The organism is Ensifer sp. WSM1721 (assembly GCF_000513895.2).
Lineage (GTDB): Bacteria > Pseudomonadota > Alphaproteobacteria > Rhizobiales > Rhizobiaceae > Sinorhizobium.
In genome coordinates this window covers 1,577,058-1,594,128 of sequence record NZ_CP165782.1, presented here as the reverse complement: position 1 = coordinate 1,594,128, position 17,071 = coordinate 1,577,058, and the positions used below count along the sequence as shown (strand labels likewise).

Below are 17,071 nucleotides of genomic sequence, written 5' to 3'. Positions count from 1 at the left end.
GTTCCTCGGAAAATGATCGGCGCTGCAACCTGTTCCGAGCAGCCTTCGGGTGATCCGGCCGCGGTAAACGTCACCGGAATGCAAGAAACCCGGCACATCGGCCGGGTTTCGAACATTGCGCAATCTCGGCCGGCCTTAGGCGGCCATCGCCTTCCTGAGATTCTCGTCGATCTTGTCGAGGAAGCCGGTGGTCGAGAGCCACGGCTGGTCGGGACCGATCAGGAGCGCGAGGTCCTTGGTCATGAAGCCGGCTTCGACTGTCTCGACGCAGACGCGCTCCAGCGTTTCGGAGAACTTCGCAAGTTCGGCATTGCCGTCGAGCTTGGCGCGGTGGGCGAGGCCACGGGTCCAGGCGAAGATCGATGCGATCGAGTTGGTCGAGGTTTCCTCGCCCTTCTGATGCTGGCGGTAGTGACGGGTGACCGTTCCGTGCGCCGCTTCCGCTTCGACCGTCTTGCCGTCCGGCGTCATCAGCACCGAGGTCATCAGGCCGAGCGAGCCGAAGCCCTGAGCGACGATGTCGGACTGGACGTCGCCGTCATAGTTCTTGCAGGCCCAGACGTAGCCGCCGGACCACTTCAGAGCCGAGGCGACCATGTCGTCGATCAGGCGGTGCTCGTACCAGAGCTTTTCGGCCTTGAACTGTGCGGCGAACTCCTCGTCGAACACCTTCTGGAAGATGTCCTTGAAGCGGCCGTCATAGGCCTTGAGAATCGTGTTCTTGGTCGAGAGATAGACCGGCACCTTGCGCTGCAGGCCGTAGTTGAAGGAGGCGCGGGCGAATTCGGTGATCGACTCGTCGAGGTTATACATGGCGAGTGCAACGCCGGCGCCGGGCGCATCGTAGACGTCGTGCTCGATCGTCTGGCCGTCTTCGCCGACGAACTTGATCGTGAGCTTGCCCTTGCCGGGGAATTTGAAGTCGGTGGCGCGATACTGATCGCCGAAGGCATGACGGCCGACGATGATCGGCTTGGTCCAACCGGGCACGAGGCGCGGCACGTTCTTGCAGATGATCGGCTCGCGGAAGATCACGCCGCCCAGAATGTTGCGGATCGTGCCGTTCGGCGACTTCCACATCTTCTTCAGGTTGAATTCCTCGACGCGGGCTTCGTCCGGCGTGATCGTCGCGCACTTGACGCCGACACCGTGCTTCTTGATGGCGTTCGCGGCATCGATCGTCACCTGGTCTTCGGTCGCATCGCGGTTTTCGACGCTGAGATCGTAATATTCGAGATCGAGGTCGAGATAGGGATGGATCAGCTTGTCCTTGATGAACTGCCAGATGATGCGGGTCATCTCATCGCCGTCGAGCTCGACGACCGGATTGGCGACCTTGATCTTTGCCATGAATATGCCTCGTGCTTTGTGGGACACCGTAGCCGGCATCCCTCCGGTGGGAAAAATCCACAGCCCTATAGCACTGTGGACCGGCAAGGCAAAGCATGCTTGGCCGAAACTTTGGGTGCGGGGAAGGGAACCGCCGTTCGCGAACGAACCCAATCGAAGACTTTAATTTGAGAGCCATTTGTGCGAGGGAAGCGCCAAACAGAAAGCGGTATCGGAAATGGCAGGCACCAACAGCGAGCGCGAACTCTTGACCGAAGGCCCGGCGATCATTCTCGCCTATCCGCAGCTCGGCGAGAACATCGGGATGGTGGCGCGCGCCATGGCGAATTTCGGGCTGTCGGAGCTGCGCCTCGTCAATCCGCGTGACGGCTGGCCGAACGAAAAGGCGCGCTCTGCCGCCAGCCGCGCCGATCATGTGATCGACAGCGCCAAGCTTTACGGTACGCTCGAAGAGGCGATCGCGGACCTCCATTTCGTCTATGCGACCACCGCGCGCGACCGCGATGGCTACAAGCCGGTGCGCTCGCCGATCGTTGCGGCGCGCGAACTGCGCCAGCGATTCAAGAGCGGGCAAGGGGTTGGGATCATTTTTGGCCGAGAGCGCACAGGGTTGACCAATGAGGAAGTGGCGTTGGCGGACGAGATCGTGACCTTCCCGGTCAATCCGGCCTTCGCCTCGCTCAATCTCGCCCAGGCGGTGCTGCTGATGTCCTATGAATGGATGAAGACCGGTATGGAGTCGGAGGATGAAACTTCGTTCCAGGCGATCGAACAGCGGCCTGCCACGAAGGAACACCTCCAGGGCCTGTTCGATCATCTTGAGGACGCGCTCGACGCGCGCAACTATTTCCGCTCCGCCGACAAAAGGCCGAAATTGGTGGAAAATCTCCGCGCTGTTCTGACCCGGCCATCCTTCAGCGAATCTGAAATCCAGGTGCTGCGCGGCGTGATCTCATCACTCGACCGGTTCACGCGCGAAAACCCGCGGGGCTCAGGCGTGCCGGATGACAGCAGCAAAAGGCGTGGTAGGAAAGTGCAAGGCGGCGGTGACAACGACTGAACTGAAACCCATTCTCGTCTTCGACAGCGGGATCGGTGGACTGACGGTGCTGCGCGAAGCGCGCGTATTGATGCCGGAGCGGCACTTCATCTATGTCGCCGACGATGACGGCTTCCCCTATGGCGGCTGGGAGGAGGGTGCCCTCAAGGAGCGCGTCGTCGCCCTTTTCGGCGAGTTGCTCGCCAGGCATGAGCCGGAAATCTGTGTCATCGCCTGCAACACGGCCTTCACGCTCGTCGGCGCGGACTTGCGCGCCGCCTATCCTGAGATGACCTTCGTCGGTACGGTCCCCGCCATCAAGCCCGCGGCCGAAAGGACGCGTTCGGGCCTCGTCTCCGTGCTCGCGACACCGGGAACGGTGAAGCGCGCCTATACGCGCGATCTCATTCAGTCCTTCGCCTCGCAATGTCATGTCCGGCTTGTCGGTTCGGAAAACCTGGCGCGCATGGCAGAGGCCTATATTCGCGGCGAGAAGCTGGAGGACGAGGTGGTGTTGGCAGAGATCACCCCTTGTTTCGTGGAGATGGACGGCGGTAAGACCGATATCGTCGTGCTGGCCTGCACGCATTATCCCTTCATGGCGAACGTCTTTCGGCGGCTGGCCCCCTGGCCGGTCGACTGGCTGGATCCAGCCGAGGCGATCGCACGGCGGGCGCGTTCGCTCGTTCCAGTCCCGAACGGTTTCGAACCGTTGAACGGGGAAGACCCGGCGATATTCACCTCCGGCAAGCCAGATTTCGCCACGCGACGGTTGATGCAAGGCTTCGGGCTGACCGTGCGTTCCGCATAATCGTCAGAAGGCTGTAGGCAGGATGAAGGCAGCCAGCGCAAGCACAATGGCGATCGCAAGGGCCAAGCTAAGCCAGGAGCGGCGCGCTTCGGCCCGCGAGATGACGCGGTAAGCGTCCTTGCCCGCTTCGCGCATTTGCTTGTCAAATTGAAAGTGGTTTTCGGTTTCGCGTTGGGACATCAGATTAGTTTGCAACCCCTATGTGAGCCCGTTATTAGACTCCCAAAAGAGATAGGAGCAGTTCTACCTGCTTTCAACTTTTGCGAGCTTTTTCCTGCGAAGCAGTTTTCTGTCTCCGAGTGACCAGGGTATTCCTGTGAGTTGTCAGAATAGCAGTCCTGACCGCGCGCAAAACCGTGCTAGGTGTCGCCCGTTCGACGATCGCGGTGTGTCGCGAATCAATCCGTGATAAAGAGGTGGGAATGAAAGTCGGCATCGACATGGGAACGACGTCCGAGGGGACTTCGGCCTCGCTCGATATCGAAGAGCTTCTGGCGACGCGCCTCCTTGTGCAGGGCAATTCCGGCTCCGGAAAGTCGCATCTCTTGCGCCGCTTGCTCGAACAATCCGCCCCCTGGGTGCAGCAGTGCATCATCGATCCGGAGGGGGATTTCGTCACGCTGGCCGACAAATTCGGCCACGTGGTGGTCGAGGGCGAGCGCACCGACGCGGAGCTCATCGGCATTGCTACGCGCATCCGTCAACACCGCGTTTCCTGCGTCCTTTCGCTCGAGGGGCTGGACATAGAACAGCAGATGCGCAGCGCCGGCGTGTTTTTGAACGCGATGTTCGATGCGGACCGCGAGTATTGGTATCCGGTGCTCGTGGTCGTCGACGAGGCACAGATGTTCGCCCCGTCAGTGGGCGGTGACGTTTCGGAAGAAGCGCGCAAGATCTCGCTCGGCGCCATGACCAATCTCATGTGCCGCGGCCGCAAGCGCGGGCTGGCCGGCGTCATCGCCACGCAGCGGCTGGCGAAGCTCGCCAAGAATGTTGCGGCGGAAGCCTCGAACTTCCTGATGGGACGCACCTTCCTCGACATCGACATGCTGCGCGCCGCCGATCTGCTCGGCATGGACCGGCGAACGGCGGAGATGTTCCGCGACTTGAAACGCGGTTCCTTCGTGGCACTCGGCCCGGCGCTGTCGCGGCGGCCGCTGAAGGTAACGATCGGGTCGGTCGAAACCTCGGCACGATCGACCAGCCCGAAGCTGATGCCGCTGCCGGAAGCGCCGCAGGATGTCGAAGACCTGATCTTCACGCCCGATCCGGAGGAATTGAGCCGGCCGATCATGCGGCGCCCGGCGCCTCAGCCGCGTCCCGCGACCGACATTCTCGCCGAATTGTCGCGGCAGCGACCTGAACCCGCGGGGGCGGTCGAGGTGAAGCAGGCCCAGCCGGAGATCTCCGCAGAGGAGCGGGAAGTCCTGCTCGACAGTCTCTTTGTCGAGATCCTGGGAAATCCCGAGGCGGCATTCCGGCCCGACGCCGAGCTTTTCCAGGACTTCCTCGTCCGATGCCGCATTCGTCGCGTGCCCGGCCCGGCGCTCTCCTTGGGCGCTTTCCGCCGAAAGATGGCGGTTGCCCGGTCGGGTGTCGATGCCGAGACTGCGGCGAGCGAGACCTGGTCCTCCGCGCTCGGGCTTGCCGATCGGGTGACGGAAGATCTGCAGGGCGTGTTCCTGATGATGGCACAGGCGGCCCTGCGCGGCCTGCCGTGCCCTTCGGACGCCATGATCGCGCGGGCTTACGGCACGCACTCCGCCCGCCGCGCGCGGCGGCTGCTTGGCTATTTCGAGGAGCAGGGGCTCATCGTCGTCCATGCGGATTTCTCAGGCAAGCGCATCGTCGCTTTCCCCGATCTCGGCAAGGAGACGGCTCCGGGCGACGCGAATGCCCCGGATATCGGCGGCTCCGAGCGGGCCGCTGCGGAATAAGCCTTTGAGGATAAGATGGCGGAAATCGCCGTTGCCTCTGTCATATTCCGTTGACAATTCGGCGCCCGATGCGTAAACACCCGCCCAACGCCGGGCAGCGATGCCCGGTGTTTCATTTGACATGTCCCGTGGCTCCTCCGCGTTCGCGTGATCGCGAGAAGCCTGTCAGAACTTAAAAATGGGTTCAGAGGAGGGCGTGTTTCCTTGACCGGTTTGGCAACAAGCCGGCGTAACTTGTTGAAAGGAAATGCGATGAGCAAGCGCGAATCGTCCAAGTACAAAATTGACCGCCGCATGGGCGAAAACATCTGGGGCCGTCCGAAATCCCCGGTAAACCGCCGCGAATACGGCCCCGGCCAGCACGGCCAGCGCCGCAAGTCCAAGCTTTCGGACTTCGGTGTGCAGTTGCGCGCCAAGCAGAAGCTGAAGGGCTATTATGGCGACATCCGTGAAAAGCAGTTCCGCGCGATCTTCGACGAAGCTTCGCGCCGCAAGGGCGACACGCCGGAGAACCTGATCGGCCTGCTCGAATCGCGCCTCGACGCGATCGTCTACCGCGCCAAGTTCGTTCCGACCGTCTTTGCTGCCCGCCAGTTCGTCAACCACGGCCACGTCAAGGTCAACGGCGTCCGCGTCAACATCGGTTCCTACCGCTGCAAGCCCGGCGACGTCATTGAAGTCAAGGAAAAGTCCAAGCAGCTCGTTTCGGTTCTCGAGTCCGTGCAGCTCGCCGAGCGCGACGTTCCGGATTACATCGAAGCCGACCACAACAAGATGGTTGCGACCTTCGCTCGCGTTCCGGTTCTGACCGACGTTCCGTATCCGGTCGTCATGGAACCGCACCTGGTCGTCGAATTCTATTCGCGTTAATCCGGGCTCGGCCTTGTAGATTCGGAAACCGCCCGGAAACGGGCGGTTTTTTTATGCGGAAAGCCGGAACCAATCCAATAAGTCAGGTGGGCGCGGCGCAGCCGCGCAGATCCCGTCCTACAACGAGGAGTGCCGTATGCAGGAGCAGAAAGCGCAGGATCTCCAGACAATCATCGATGACATCCATTGCGAACTAACGCCACGCCTCGGCGAAGGGAAGGTCGCAGACTATATCCCGCAGCTCGCCCGCGTAGACGCCCGTCATTTCGGGATGGCAATCGTCACGACGGCCGGCGAGGTTTATCGCGTCGGTGATGCCGAGGTGCCGTTCTCGATCCAGAGCATTTCCAAGGTGTTCACGCTGACGCTGGCGCTCGGCAAGCATGGCGAGAATATCTGGCACCGGGTCGGACGCGAGCCGTCGGGTTCGGCCTTCAATTCGATCGTCCAGCTCGAGCATGAGGGCGGCAAACCACGCAATCCCTTCATCAATGCGGGCGCGATCACGATCAGTGACCTCATCCTGGCCGGGCATACGCCAAAGGAACTGATCGGCGAGATCGTGCGCTTCATCCGCTATCTGGCCGACGACGAGAGCATCGTCATCGATCATGAGGTTGCGCGTTCAGAGACGGCAACGGGCTATCGCAATTTCGCGCTCGCCAGTTTCATGCGGTCCTTCGGGCGGCTCGATCATCCGGTCGAGCACGTGCTCGGCGTCTATTTCCATCACTGCGCGCTCGCCATGACCTGCAGCCAGCTTGCCAAGGCCGGGCTGTTTCTCGCTGCCGGCGGCGCCAATCCGCTGACCGGCCATTCCGTGGTCTCGCGCCAGCGCGCACGGCGCATCAATGCACTGATGCTCACTTGCGGCCACTATGATGGCTCCGGCGATTTCGCCTACCGCGTCGGCCTGCCAGGCAAGAGCGGCGTCGGCGGCGGCATCCTGGCGGTGGCGCCGGGCAAAGCTTCCGTCGCCGTCTGGTCGCCGGGGCTCAATGAATATGGCAATTCGCTCCTGGGATCGCTGGCACTTGAAATGCTGGCTGCGCGCACGGGCTGGTCGGTGTTTGGGCCGTAGCCAAAGCCGAAGTGCAGGCCTCGCGCTGTTTTCCCTTGATCTTCGGAACCGGACGGGGCAAGTGCAGCTTTAGAACCTGGGCGCACCGTTTTCGCCCGCAGAATCCGAAGACTGCCGCCATGGAACTCGCACAATCGCCTGCGTACGACACGACGAACATCGACCTTGATGCGGAAAACGTTGGCCCTGATGCCGACGCCCATCCGCTTTTCTCGCGAATGCCGTCATCCGTCTCCTTCAACAAGCTGCGCAAGCGCCTGCTCAGGCAGGTTCGACAGGCGCTCGACGATTTCGACATGCTCAAGGGTGCGAAGCGCTGGCTCGTCGGCGTCTCGGGCGGCAAGGACAGCTACAGCTTGCTGGCGCTTTTGATGGACCTCAAATGGCGGGGCCTTCTTCCGGTCGAGCTCATCGCCTGCAACCTCGACCAGGGGCAGCCGAATTTTCCGAAGCACATTCTTCCGGACTATCTTTCGTCGATCGGTGTCAAGCACCGCATCGAATATCGCGACACCTATTCGATCGTGAAGGAGAAGGTTCCGACAGGAGCGACCTATTGTTCGCTCTGTTCGCGGCTGAGACGCGGCAATCTCTACCGCATCGCTCGCGAGGAGGGTTGCGACGCGCTGGTGCTCGGCCATCATCGCGAAGACATCCTCGAGACCTTCTTCATGAACCTGTTTCATGGCGGCCGCCTCGCATCGATGCCGGCGAAGCTCTTGAACGACGAGGGCGATCTGATGGTGCTAAGGCCGCTTGCCTATGCGGCGGAAGACGATCTCGCCAAGTTCGCGGCCGCAATGGCGTTTCCGATCATCCCTTGCGATCTCTGCGGCTCGCAGGACGGCCTCGAGCGCAATGCGATGAAGGCGATGCTTGCCGATATCGAGCGGCGCATGCCCGGCCGCAAGGACACGATGCTGCGCGCGCTCGGCCATGTGAACGCCTCGCACCTGCTCGACCCGAAGCTTTTCGATTTCCAAGCCCTTTCTCCGGAGCCGAAAGAATGAGCCATTCCATCGACATCGCTGCGCTTGCCAATCTTCTGCAGGAGGCGGCGATCAAGGAAATTCTGCCGCGGTTCCGCAATCTCGGATCGGGCGACGTGCGGATGAAATCCGAGGCGATCGACCTCGTCACCGAGGGCGACGAAGCGGCCGAGAGGCTTATCAAATCGAAGATCGATGCGATCGCGCCGGGGGCCGTCTTCATCGGAGAGGAATCCGTCGCTGCCGACCCCGCGCTTCTCGACAAGCTGGCCGATGCCGAGCTCGCCATCGTCGTCGATCCGATCGACGGCACCTACAATTTCGCGGCCGGCCTGCCGCTTTTCGGTGTGATGGCCAGTGTCGTCGTCAAGGGCGAGACGGTCGCGGGGATCATCTATGATCCGCTCGGCAACGACTGGGTCATCGCGGAGAAGGGCTCAGGCGCTTGGATGTGCCGGACTGACGGCTCGCAGGAAAGATTGGCGGTCACCGCCGGCGTCGCGCTCGAAAACATGGTCGGCGGCGCATCGACCGCTTTCTACAAGGAGGACGAACGCCGGATCGTCATGGGCAATCTGGCAAAGGTTCGGATGGCCACCAGCTATCGCTGTGCCGCGCATGAATATCGCATCTTCGCCGGCGGCCACCTGCATTTCCTAATGTATCAGAAGCTGATGCCGTGGGATCACCTTGCCGGCACGCTGATCGCCGAGGAGTCGGGCGCCTACGCTGCGCGCTTCGACGGATCCCGTTATCTCCCGGCCCACACGAATGGCGGGCTGCTTCTCGCGACCGACAAAGAAAGCTGGGAGGAGCTGCGGCGCGAGGTTTTCACCGTCTGACCGCAACAGCGCCGCGCGTCTTATCAGACGCGCAAAGATCGCTGCAGCACTTGGACTGCTGCATGTCTTTGTCCTTCAATCGAGGTCGATTTAAGGAGACATCAGTAGCGCGGTAGATGAGAAGAAAGAGCCCGCCCGAGTGACCGGGCGGGCTCTCTTTTTCGTTATATGTGGCCGCCGTGTTCGTGCGCCATCTCTTTGTCCCCCGGGTGTGTGAAGAGCTTTCCCTTCTCCGCCCAAAGCGTGGCGAGGATCGTCAGCAGCCCGAAGAGGGCAAAGCCGCCGAAGAGCGGCTGCAGTGTCCCGTTGAAAAGCTGTCCCACGGCGCCGCCGATCAATGCTCCGCCCGTCGTCGACACGAAGCCGGTCACGGCGGTCGCGGTCCCGGCCAGATGCCCCATCGGCTCGAGGCTGATAGCGGTGAAGTTGGTGGCGATGACGGCGAAGAACATCAGCAATATCGAGAACATGACATAGCTGACCGCGAAGGCCGGTGTGCCGGCGAGCGACAGGACGTAACCGATCGCCGAAAGCAACGTGAAGAGGATCATCGCAGCATGCGAGATGCGGCGCATGCCGAAGCTGCGGACGAAATAACCGTTGGCGAAGTTCGCGACAGCTATGCCGCCGGCTGTGCCCGCGAACGCGATCGGCAGCCAATCACTGAGGCCGTAGACCTCACCGAATATCTGCTGGACGGTGACGATGTAAGCGCAGATGACAGCCGTAAACAGGGTGAGGCCAATCATGTAACCGCAGGTGATACGGTTTGTGAGCACCGTGCGGAAACCGGAAAGGACTGCGCCGACGGAGAGCGGCAGGCGCTCCTCCTGCGGCAGCGATTCCTTCATGCGCGTGAGCGCCCAAACGAACAGGACCGCACCGACAACACCGATCAGGATGAAGATCCAGTGCCAGTTGGCATAGGCAATCACGAGCTGGCCGAGCGTCGGAGCGACGATCGGCACGATCATGAAGACGATCATCACATAGGACATGACGCGCGCCATTTCGCGACCGCCAAAGCAGTCGCGAACGATCGCCATCGTTGTGATGCGCACGGCGGCGCCACCGATCCCCTGAACGAAGCGAAGCAGGAGCAGGGTTTCGATGTCATCGGTCTGGGATGCCGCAAACATCGACAAGCTGAAGAGGGCAAGGCCGCCAAGCAGAACCGCACGACGCCCGAAGGCATCGGAAAGGCTTCCGAAGAAGATCTGGGAGAAGCCGAAGCCGAGAAAGAAGACGCCGATCACGAGCTGTGTGTCGTTGGCGTTGGCGACGTTGAGCGATTGCGCAATGCTCGGCAGAGCAGGCAGCATGCTGTCGATCGCGAGTGCGATGCTCGCCGTCATGACCGCTATGGTCACGATGAATTCGGCGAGACCCATACCGAGCCGCGCAGCACCTGAAACTCCGTCTATATGTTCGGATTGCCGTTCATCGAGCGAAGATTGTTGGGAAATGGTAGACATTGTCGAATATCCGTAAGAGCTGATTTCGGGAGGAAAAAATCGGACTGGCGGACGAGGCGGCTCGCGTCCTCCCTAACCCGCCGGATTGTGCGGTCTGAAAAGCCGGCCGCCTTCAGCGATCAGCACGCAGGCAAACGCGATGACGGCGACGAAGAAGAAACCGACCGCAAGCGGTGTCACGGTACCGTCGAAAGCCTGGCCTATGAGCGCACCGATAAGCGCACCGCCGATCGTCTGCGTGAAGCCCAGAACGGAGGAGGCGGTGCCTGCCACATGGCCGAGCGGCTCCATTGCCATGGCGTTGAAATTCGCCGCAATGAGGCCGAACTGGAACATCGTTGCGGTGAGCAGGACGACGAAGAGCGGTAGCGACAGCGGCCCCATCAGCGAGGTGGACATCCACACAAAGCTTGCCAGCGCGAAACCGAGAAGTGCTGCATGCGATAGCGCCCGCATGCCGAATCGTTGGACGAGACGCGAGTTGGTGAAGGAGGCAACGGCCATCATGCCGGCGAAGGTAGCGAAGACCGCCGGAAACCAAATCCCGAGCCCGTAGGTCCCCACGAGAATCTGTTGCGCCGAGTTGACGAAGCCGAAAAGGCCACCGAGGAGCGCCGACGTCGCCAGGGTGTAGAAGAGCGCCAGCCGGTTCGTAAGGACGATACGGAAGCCATCCGCTATCACCTTGGCCGTGAAGGCGCGCCGATTGGCTGGAGCGAGCGTCTCCTGAAGGCGCAGTGCTACCGGCGCCGCGATCGCGGCCGCGAAAAGGGCAATCACGACGAAGATTATGTGCCACTCGGAAAAGAGCATGATCAATTGTCCGATACTCGGCGCGACGACGGGAACGATCATGAACACCATCATGACCAGCGACATGATCTCCGCCATCTGACGACCGCCATAGACGTCCCGGACGATGGAAACGGTGATGACTCGGGTTGCGGCGGCACCTATGCCCTGCACGAAACGAAGGGCCAGCAGGGCCGAGAAGGTCGGCACGAACACGATTGCGAGTGCGCAGAGGCCGTAAAGCGCCAGTCCGCCCAGTAGTGGCGCCTTTCGCCCGAAGCGGTCGGACAGCGGTCCGAAGAAGAGTTGCGCGCAGCCCATGCCGATCAGATACGCACTGATGACGTATTGCCGGTCATTTTCATCGACGACCCCGAGGCTTGCGCCGATTTCCTGCAGCCCCGGCAGCATGATGTCGATCGAGATCGCGTTGATCGACATCAGCATCGCCATAAGCGCGATGAACTGCACCTTCGTCAGTCCCGAGATGGCAGCGGTGTAGTCTATTGGCTTTGTCATTTCACATATCCTGCCGGCTACAGGTCGCACGCAGCCGGTTATCGCCGCACTGAGCCAACGCGCGGCATGTGCAAAATTTGAAGTTCGCTAAATAAACTCAGTCTTTTATGGTATTCGAGCAGAACGCAGTACGGCCGGGTTGCCGGCCCTGTGCCAAAGATTATTCAAGACACTCACTCCCCCTAACGCACGGCAGTGAACGAGGCATTCAAAAGGTGCTTCAGGCAGGCTTCCCAGCCACCTGCTCATGAAGCGTGTCGAAAATTAGAATCCCAGCATGTATCTCCAGAATCGAAAAAGGCGGTCACTCCGCCTTTTTTGAGGATCGCGAAGGTGCTTGCCGGACAGCTGTCAGGCGGCACCCTTGACCGAAATACCCTGATCCTGAAGCAACGACTGCAGTTCGCCTGCCTGGAACATCTCTCGCACGATGTCGCAACCGCCGACGAATTCGCCCTTCACGTAGAGTTGCGGAATGGTCGGCCAGTTGGAATAGTCCTTGATCCCCTGGCGCAGGTCCGCGTCAGCGAGCACGTCGATACCCTTGTAATCGACGCCGACATAATCGAGGATCTGCACCACTTGGCCGGAGAAACCACACTGCGGAAACTGCGGCGTGCCCTTCATGAAGAGAACGACGTCGTTGCTCTTGACTTCGTTGTCGATGAAATCGTGAATTCCGCTCATGATGTCTTCCTTCCTGCGCCGGCTTCAAGGACCGGATGTAGATTGCAGCTTAGATAGCACGCATGCGCATGCTTTTCATCACCCAATCGCATAAATATTGATGGGCCCTCAAAGTTCGGCTTCCGCAGCACTCCTGAGCGTGTCGCATCCGAATGGCCCCTGCGAGCGTCCGGTCTTTGGATCCAACGCGCCACGGTGCTGGTTGCGAGATATCAGGCGGAGCGACGACGCAGCTTGCTCCGGGCCGCCGCCGTGCGGCGACGGCTCACCTGTTTCTTGGCCGGTTTGCGGATCGCCGCTTCGATAATGTCCGCGAGGATGCCGCCGCTCGGTCTGGTTTTCCCGGTTCGGCGCTTCATTCGCCTCGTCGCCGTTCTCGTCGCGCCAGTCTTCCTGAGAATCTCCTTCAGCGCGCTGTCAACGACGCCGCTGACAAGCTCCTTGATCATGTCGGCCATTCCGGTTACTCCGGTGCGCTGGTCTGAAGGGCGAGTGCATGAAGGATGCCGCCCATATTGCCCTTCAGGGCATTGTAGACCATCTGGTGCTGCTGCACGCGGGTCTTGCCGCGAAATGCTTCGGCCACGACTTCGGCGGCATAGTGGTCGCCGTCACCGGCCAAATCGCGGATCGTGACCTTAGCACCGGGGATTCCGGCCTTGATCATGTCTTCGATATCGCCTGGTGTCATGGGCATGATACGCCAACTCCCTTATTGTTCTGCAGGCGGACAGCCTTGCCGACCGCCATGCCTGAATCAAGGGAACCACGATTCAGGGGCGGAAAGCAAATGCTGATTTGACCCTTTCGAGCGGTAGCTCCGGTCAATTGTCCGGCGCGAGATCACCGCCCATGTAGTCGGGGAACCACGCTTCATGCGCGGAACGCAGTTCGCCGACGGAGACCGCCTTTGCATCTCCGAGCTTCACCGCATCGCCGCCGGTCTTGCCGATGACCGGCAGGTCGATGCCGGCGACCGCCGCCCGTGCGGCGACCGCATCGAGCTTATCGGGAGCGACCGTCACGACATAGCGGCCCTGGTCCTCTCCATAGAAGGCCGCAATCGGATCGTTCTCCGGAATCGCGATCGTCGCGCCGATGCCGGAGGCCATCGCCATTTCCGCAACGGCAAGGGCGAGGCCGCCCGAGGAGCAGTCATGCACGGCCGTAACCAGCCCGTCCTCGATCAGGGCGCGAACGAAATCGCCGATTTTGCGCTCATGCGCCAGATCGACATACGGCGCCGGGCCGTCGGTGCGACCGTGGATGTCGCGCATATAGACCGACTGGGCGATATGCGTGCCCCATCCTTCCGGTGCGCCGGCGAGCAGAACTATCTCGCCGCCGCCGGCGAAACGGATGCGCGCCATCTTCGACCAGTCCTTGATGAGGCCGACGCCACCGATGGTCGGTGTCGGCAGGATCGCCTGGCCATTCGTCTCATTGTAAAGCGAGACGTTGCCGGAGACGATCGGGAAATCGAGGGCGCGGCAGGCTTCGCCGATGCCTTTGATCGCATGCACGAGCTGGCTCATGATTTCCGGCCGCTCGGGGTTGCCGAAGTTCAGATTGTCGGTTGCTGCGAGCGGCAGGGCACCGGTCGCCGTCAGGTTGCGCCAGCACTCGGCTACAGCCTGCTTGCCGCCTTCGAACGGATCGGCCTCGACATAGCGCGGCGTCACGTCGGAGGAGAAGGCGAGCGCCTTGGCCTCATGGCCGTCGACGCGGACCACGCCGGCGTCGCCGCCCGGCAGCTGCAGCGAATTGCCCTGGATCAGCGTGTCGTACTGCTCGTACACCCAGCGTCGGGAGGAATTGTTGGCGGAGCCCACCAGCTTCAGAAGCGCCTCGGCGACATCGGCCTGCGGAATGTCGTTGGTGGCGAGAGGCGAGGGCATCTTGGCCTGGGTCCAGGGGCGGTCATATTCCGGTGCCTCGTCGCCGAGTTCCTTGATCGGCAAATTCGCGACTTCTTCTCCCTGGTGCAGGATGCGGAAGCGCAGGTCGTCGGTCGTCTTGCCGACGATCGCAAAGTCGAGGCCCCATTTGACGAAGATCGCCTTGGCTTCCTCTTCCTTCTCCGGGCGCAGCACCATCAGCATGCGCTCCTGGCTTTCCGAGAGCATCATCTCGTAAGCCGTCATCTGCTCTTCGCGCACCGGTACCTTGTCGAGATCGAGCTCGATGCCGAGATCGCCCTTGGCCCCCATCTCGACGGCGGAGCAGGTGAGGCCGGCAGCACCCATGTCCTGGATGGCGATGACCGCGCCTGTCTGCATCAGCTCGAGGCAGGCCTCGAGCAGGCACTTCTCGGTGAAGGGATCGCCGACCTGTACAGTCGGCCGCTTCTCTTCGATCGACTCGTCGAACTCGGCGGATGCCATCGTTGCGCCGCCGACGCCGTCGCGGCCGGTCTTGGCGCCGAGATAGACGACGGGGAGACCGACGCCTTCCGCCTTCGAGTAGAAGATCGCGTCGCTCTTTGCTAGGCCCGCCGCAAAGGCATTGACGAGGATGTTGCCGTTGTAGCGCGCGTCGAACTCCACTTCGCCGCCGACCGTCGGGACGCCGAAGGAGTTGCCGTAACCGCCGATACCGGCGACGACGCCGGAAACAAGATGGCGAGTCTTCGGATGATCCGGCGAGCCGAAACGCAGCGCGTTCATCGCGGCGATCGGACGCGCGCCCATAGTGAAGACGTCGCGCAGGATGCCGCCGACGCCGGTCGCGGCTCCCTGGTAGGGTTCGATGTAGGACGGATGGTTGTGGCTTTCCATCTTGAAGACGACGCAGTCGCCGTCATCGATATCGACGACGCCGGCGTTCTCACCGGGTCCCTGGATGACGCGCGGGCCCTTGGTCGGAAGCGTCCGCAGCCACTTCTTCGAGGACTTGTAGGAGCAGTGCTCGTTCCACATGGCGGAGAAGATGCCGAGCTCCGTGAAGGTCGGCTCGCGCCCGATCAGGCCCAGGATCCGCTCATATTCGTCTGGTTTCAGCCCGTGCGAGGCGATCAGGTCCGGGGTGATGGGGCGGGTGTTGGAAATCGTCATCATCGACCGTCAATCCTTCGGGCGGCGCGCACCCCTTCCGGGAGGGACACGGCGCGTGCGAACCGCAAATAGACATTATGGGGCGCTTTGCGGCTTCTTTAGCCTATGCTGCCGCGCGGCGCGACAGAAAAATACGGTCGATCAACAGGGCGGGCAGGGCCGGCGGCGGCGCGTAGAAAGGTCTCAGTCGAAGCTGTCGTAGCCGGCGCGTCCGCTATCGAGCAATCGGCGCAGGATTTCAAATCCTGTCCGCACGTCGGATCGATTGACGGGCGAGGAGAAGCCGATGCGAATGCGATGAAAGACCCGGTCGGCGCGTCCCGCCTTGAACTCGTCCTCGTCGTCGACGAGCACGCCTTCTTGCAACGCCGCCTGCTTGAAAGTGCCGGACAGCCAGGGTTCCGGCAGCTTCAACCAGAGAAACGGCACCTTCGGATGAGAGTTGAACGAGAAGCCTGAGAAGATTTCGCGCGCCATCGCTTCGCGGGCGCCGATCTCCTCGACGCCGCGGTTGCGCAGGACCGATGCCGATCCGGAAAGTACGAGCCGGGCGCAGAGCTCGGCAAGGATGAAAGGCAGGCCGCCGCTCACCATCTTATGGGCCACGCGAATGCGCTGGCTGAAGTGAGGCGGGCAAGCGACCCAGCCGCCGCGCACCCCGGCGGCGACCGACTTCGAAAGCCCGCCGACAAGGAAGGTCCGCTCCGGCGCGAGTTCCGCCAGCAACGGGATCGGATCGCCAGTCATCGCGCCGTAGAGATTGTCCTCCACGAGCCAGACGCCGTATTTGCGCGCGATCTCAACGATCGCCTGGCGCCGGTCAAGCGGCATCACCGCGACCGTCGGGTTTTGGGCGCCGGGCATGAGGAAGGCGAGCTTCGGGTGCTGCTGCGCGCATACGCGCTCGAAGTCGTCCGGGAGCAGCCCGAACTCGTCGCTCTCCACCAATGTGATCCGCCGGCCGATGAGGCCGGCGCTTCGGCTGATTTGTGAATAGGTCAATGTCTCGAACGCGATACGATCGCCCGGCGAGGTGATGGCGGCAATCACCGCGACCACGGCGGCATGCGCGCCGAGCGTGGGCACGACGCTTTCCGGCGGCGGCTGGAAATTGCCGCGTGCCAACCACAGCGAGCCTGCTTCGAACCAATGATCCGGAAAGTTGCGGGCGTAGCTGGCTATGTCCGCGTAATGCTCGCGACTGATGTCACCCAGCAGTTTCGCCAGAACATCGCCTTGTCCGATGTCCGGCGCGGCCGTGCTGTCAAAACGCAGCTTGCCCGCCGGTGCGATAAGTGGTCGCGTTCCAGCGAGCGAGGTGGTCAAGGGATCGGACTGCTCGGCCGGCCGGCTCTCCGGATGATCGAGCACATACGTCCCGCGCCCGACCTCGCCGCTGACGAGGCCGCGCTCCCGTACGATGTTGTACGCGCGCCCGATGGTGCCGATCGTCACGCCGATGTCGAAAGCGAGATTGCGCTGCGGCGGCAGCTTCGTGCCGGCGGGCAGGGTCCCGTTGCCGATCGCCTGCTCGATCTGGTCCGCGATCCGCGCGTAGAGCGGTCCGTGCCCCTGCTGTATGTCGGGAAGCCAAGTTGTCATAGTGACAATTCTCTATATTGCATC

At 61.8% G+C, this 17,071-nt stretch carries 16 protein-coding genes; 7 read left to right on the top strand and 9 right to left on the bottom strand.

Annotation, left to right across the window (positions count from 1 at the left end):
* Positions 1 to 135: 135 nt before the first annotated feature.
* Positions 136 to 1,350, bottom strand: a complete 1,215-nt coding sequence (locus M728_RS07835; RefSeq protein WP_026613983.1) for an NADP-dependent isocitrate dehydrogenase — start codon at positions 1,348 to 1,350, stop codon at positions 136 to 138.
* A 217-nt stretch (positions 1,351 to 1,567) separates the two neighbouring features.
* Between M728_RS07835 and M728_RS07830 the strand changes: the two genes are divergently transcribed.
* Both M728_RS07830 and murI read left to right on the top strand, forming a co-directional pair.
* Positions 1,568 to 2,410 carry an RNA methyltransferase gene (locus M728_RS07830; protein WP_026623069.1) on the top strand — a complete coding sequence of 281 codons (843 nt, stop codon included), beginning with the start codon at positions 1,568 to 1,570 and terminating at the stop codon, positions 2,408 to 2,410.
* Positions 2,397 to 3,200, top strand: a complete 804-nt coding sequence (gene murI, locus M728_RS07825) for a glutamate racemase (RefSeq protein ID WP_026623070.1) — start codon at positions 2,397 to 2,399, stop codon at positions 3,198 to 3,200. Before M728_RS07830 ends, murI begins: the two co-directional genes overlap by 14 nt.
* A gap of 3 nt (positions 3,201 to 3,203) precedes the next feature.
* On the opposite strand, the gene M728_RS07820 is transcribed toward murI, so the two are convergent.
* On the bottom strand, positions 3,204 to 3,380 hold the full coding sequence (locus tag M728_RS07820) for a hypothetical protein (RefSeq protein WP_156528530.1): 177 nt from the start codon (positions 3,378 to 3,380) through the stop codon (positions 3,204 to 3,206).
* Positions 3,381 to 3,622: 242 nt separating this feature from the next.
* On the opposite strand from M728_RS07820, the gene M728_RS07815 reads away from it, so the two are divergent.
* The 5 genes from M728_RS07815 to M728_RS07795 all read left to right on the top strand — a co-directional run bounded on the left by M728_RS07815 (position 3,623) and on the right by M728_RS07795 (position 8,919).
* Positions 3,623 to 5,137 carry an ATP-binding protein gene (locus M728_RS07815; protein WP_026623071.1) on the top strand — a complete coding sequence of 505 codons (1,515 nt, stop codon included), beginning with the start codon at positions 3,623 to 3,625 and terminating at the stop codon, positions 5,135 to 5,137.
* Between the two features lie 252 nt (positions 5,138 to 5,389).
* A complete protein-coding gene (rpsD, locus tag M728_RS07810; RefSeq protein ID WP_026623072.1) occupies positions 5,390 to 6,007 on the top strand; it encodes a 30S ribosomal protein S4 in 618 nt (205 codons plus the stop codon).
* A gap of 136 nt (positions 6,008 to 6,143) precedes the next feature.
* Positions 6,144 to 7,088, top strand: coding sequence for a glutaminase (locus M728_RS07805; protein WP_026623073.1), 945 nt, complete (start codon positions 6,144 to 6,146; stop codon positions 7,086 to 7,088).
* A 119-nt stretch (positions 7,089 to 7,207) separates the two neighbouring features.
* Positions 7,208 to 8,098, top strand: coding sequence for a tRNA 2-thiocytidine(32) synthetase TtcA (gene ttcA / locus M728_RS07800; RefSeq protein ID WP_026623074.1), 891 nt, complete (start codon positions 7,208 to 7,210; stop codon positions 8,096 to 8,098).
* Positions 8,095 to 8,919: an inositol monophosphatase family protein gene (locus M728_RS07795; protein ID WP_026623075.1), complete on the top strand. Its 825-nt coding sequence runs from the start codon at positions 8,095 to 8,097 to the stop codon at positions 8,917 to 8,919. Before ttcA ends, M728_RS07795 begins: the two co-directional genes overlap by 4 nt.
* A 164-nt stretch (positions 8,920 to 9,083) precedes the next feature.
* Here the strand turns inward: M728_RS07795 and M728_RS07790 are convergent, their stop codons facing one another.
* The 7 genes from M728_RS07790 to M728_RS07760 all read right to left on the bottom strand — a co-directional run bounded on the left by M728_RS07790 (position 9,084) and on the right by M728_RS07760 (position 17,047).
* Entirely contained in the window at positions 9,084 to 10,394 is a 1,311-nt protein-coding gene (locus M728_RS07790) for a multidrug effflux MFS transporter (RefSeq protein ID WP_026623076.1), read from the bottom strand.
* Positions 10,395 to 10,466: 72 nt separating this feature from the next.
* Entirely contained in the window at positions 10,467 to 11,705 is a 1,239-nt protein-coding gene (locus M728_RS07785) for a multidrug effflux MFS transporter (protein ID WP_026623077.1), read from the bottom strand.
* 351 nt (positions 11,706 to 12,056) lie between these two features.
* A complete protein-coding gene (gene grxD / locus M728_RS07780; protein ID WP_026623078.1) occupies positions 12,057 to 12,392 on the bottom strand; it encodes a Grx4 family monothiol glutaredoxin in 336 nt (111 codons plus the stop codon).
* Positions 12,393 to 12,604: 212 nt separating this feature from the next.
* A complete protein-coding gene (locus M728_RS07775; protein ID WP_026623079.1) occupies positions 12,605 to 12,850 on the bottom strand; it encodes a hypothetical protein in 246 nt (81 codons plus the stop codon).
* 5 nt (positions 12,851 to 12,855) lie between these two features.
* Positions 12,856 to 13,089, bottom strand: coding sequence for a BolA/IbaG family iron-sulfur metabolism protein (locus M728_RS07770; protein WP_014328481.1), 234 nt, complete (start codon positions 13,087 to 13,089; stop codon positions 12,856 to 12,858).
* Positions 13,090 to 13,216: 127 nt separating this feature from the next.
* Positions 13,217 to 15,445: a phosphoribosylformylglycinamidine synthase subunit PurL gene (gene purL / locus M728_RS07765; RefSeq protein ID WP_026623080.1), complete on the bottom strand. Its 2,229-nt coding sequence runs from the start codon at positions 15,443 to 15,445 to the stop codon at positions 13,217 to 13,219.
* 183 nt (positions 15,446 to 15,628) lie between these two features.
* Positions 15,629 to 17,047, bottom strand: coding sequence for a PLP-dependent aminotransferase family protein (locus M728_RS07760; RefSeq protein ID WP_026623081.1), 1,419 nt, complete (start codon positions 17,045 to 17,047; stop codon positions 15,629 to 15,631).
* Positions 17,048 to 17,071: the final 24 nt, after the last annotated feature.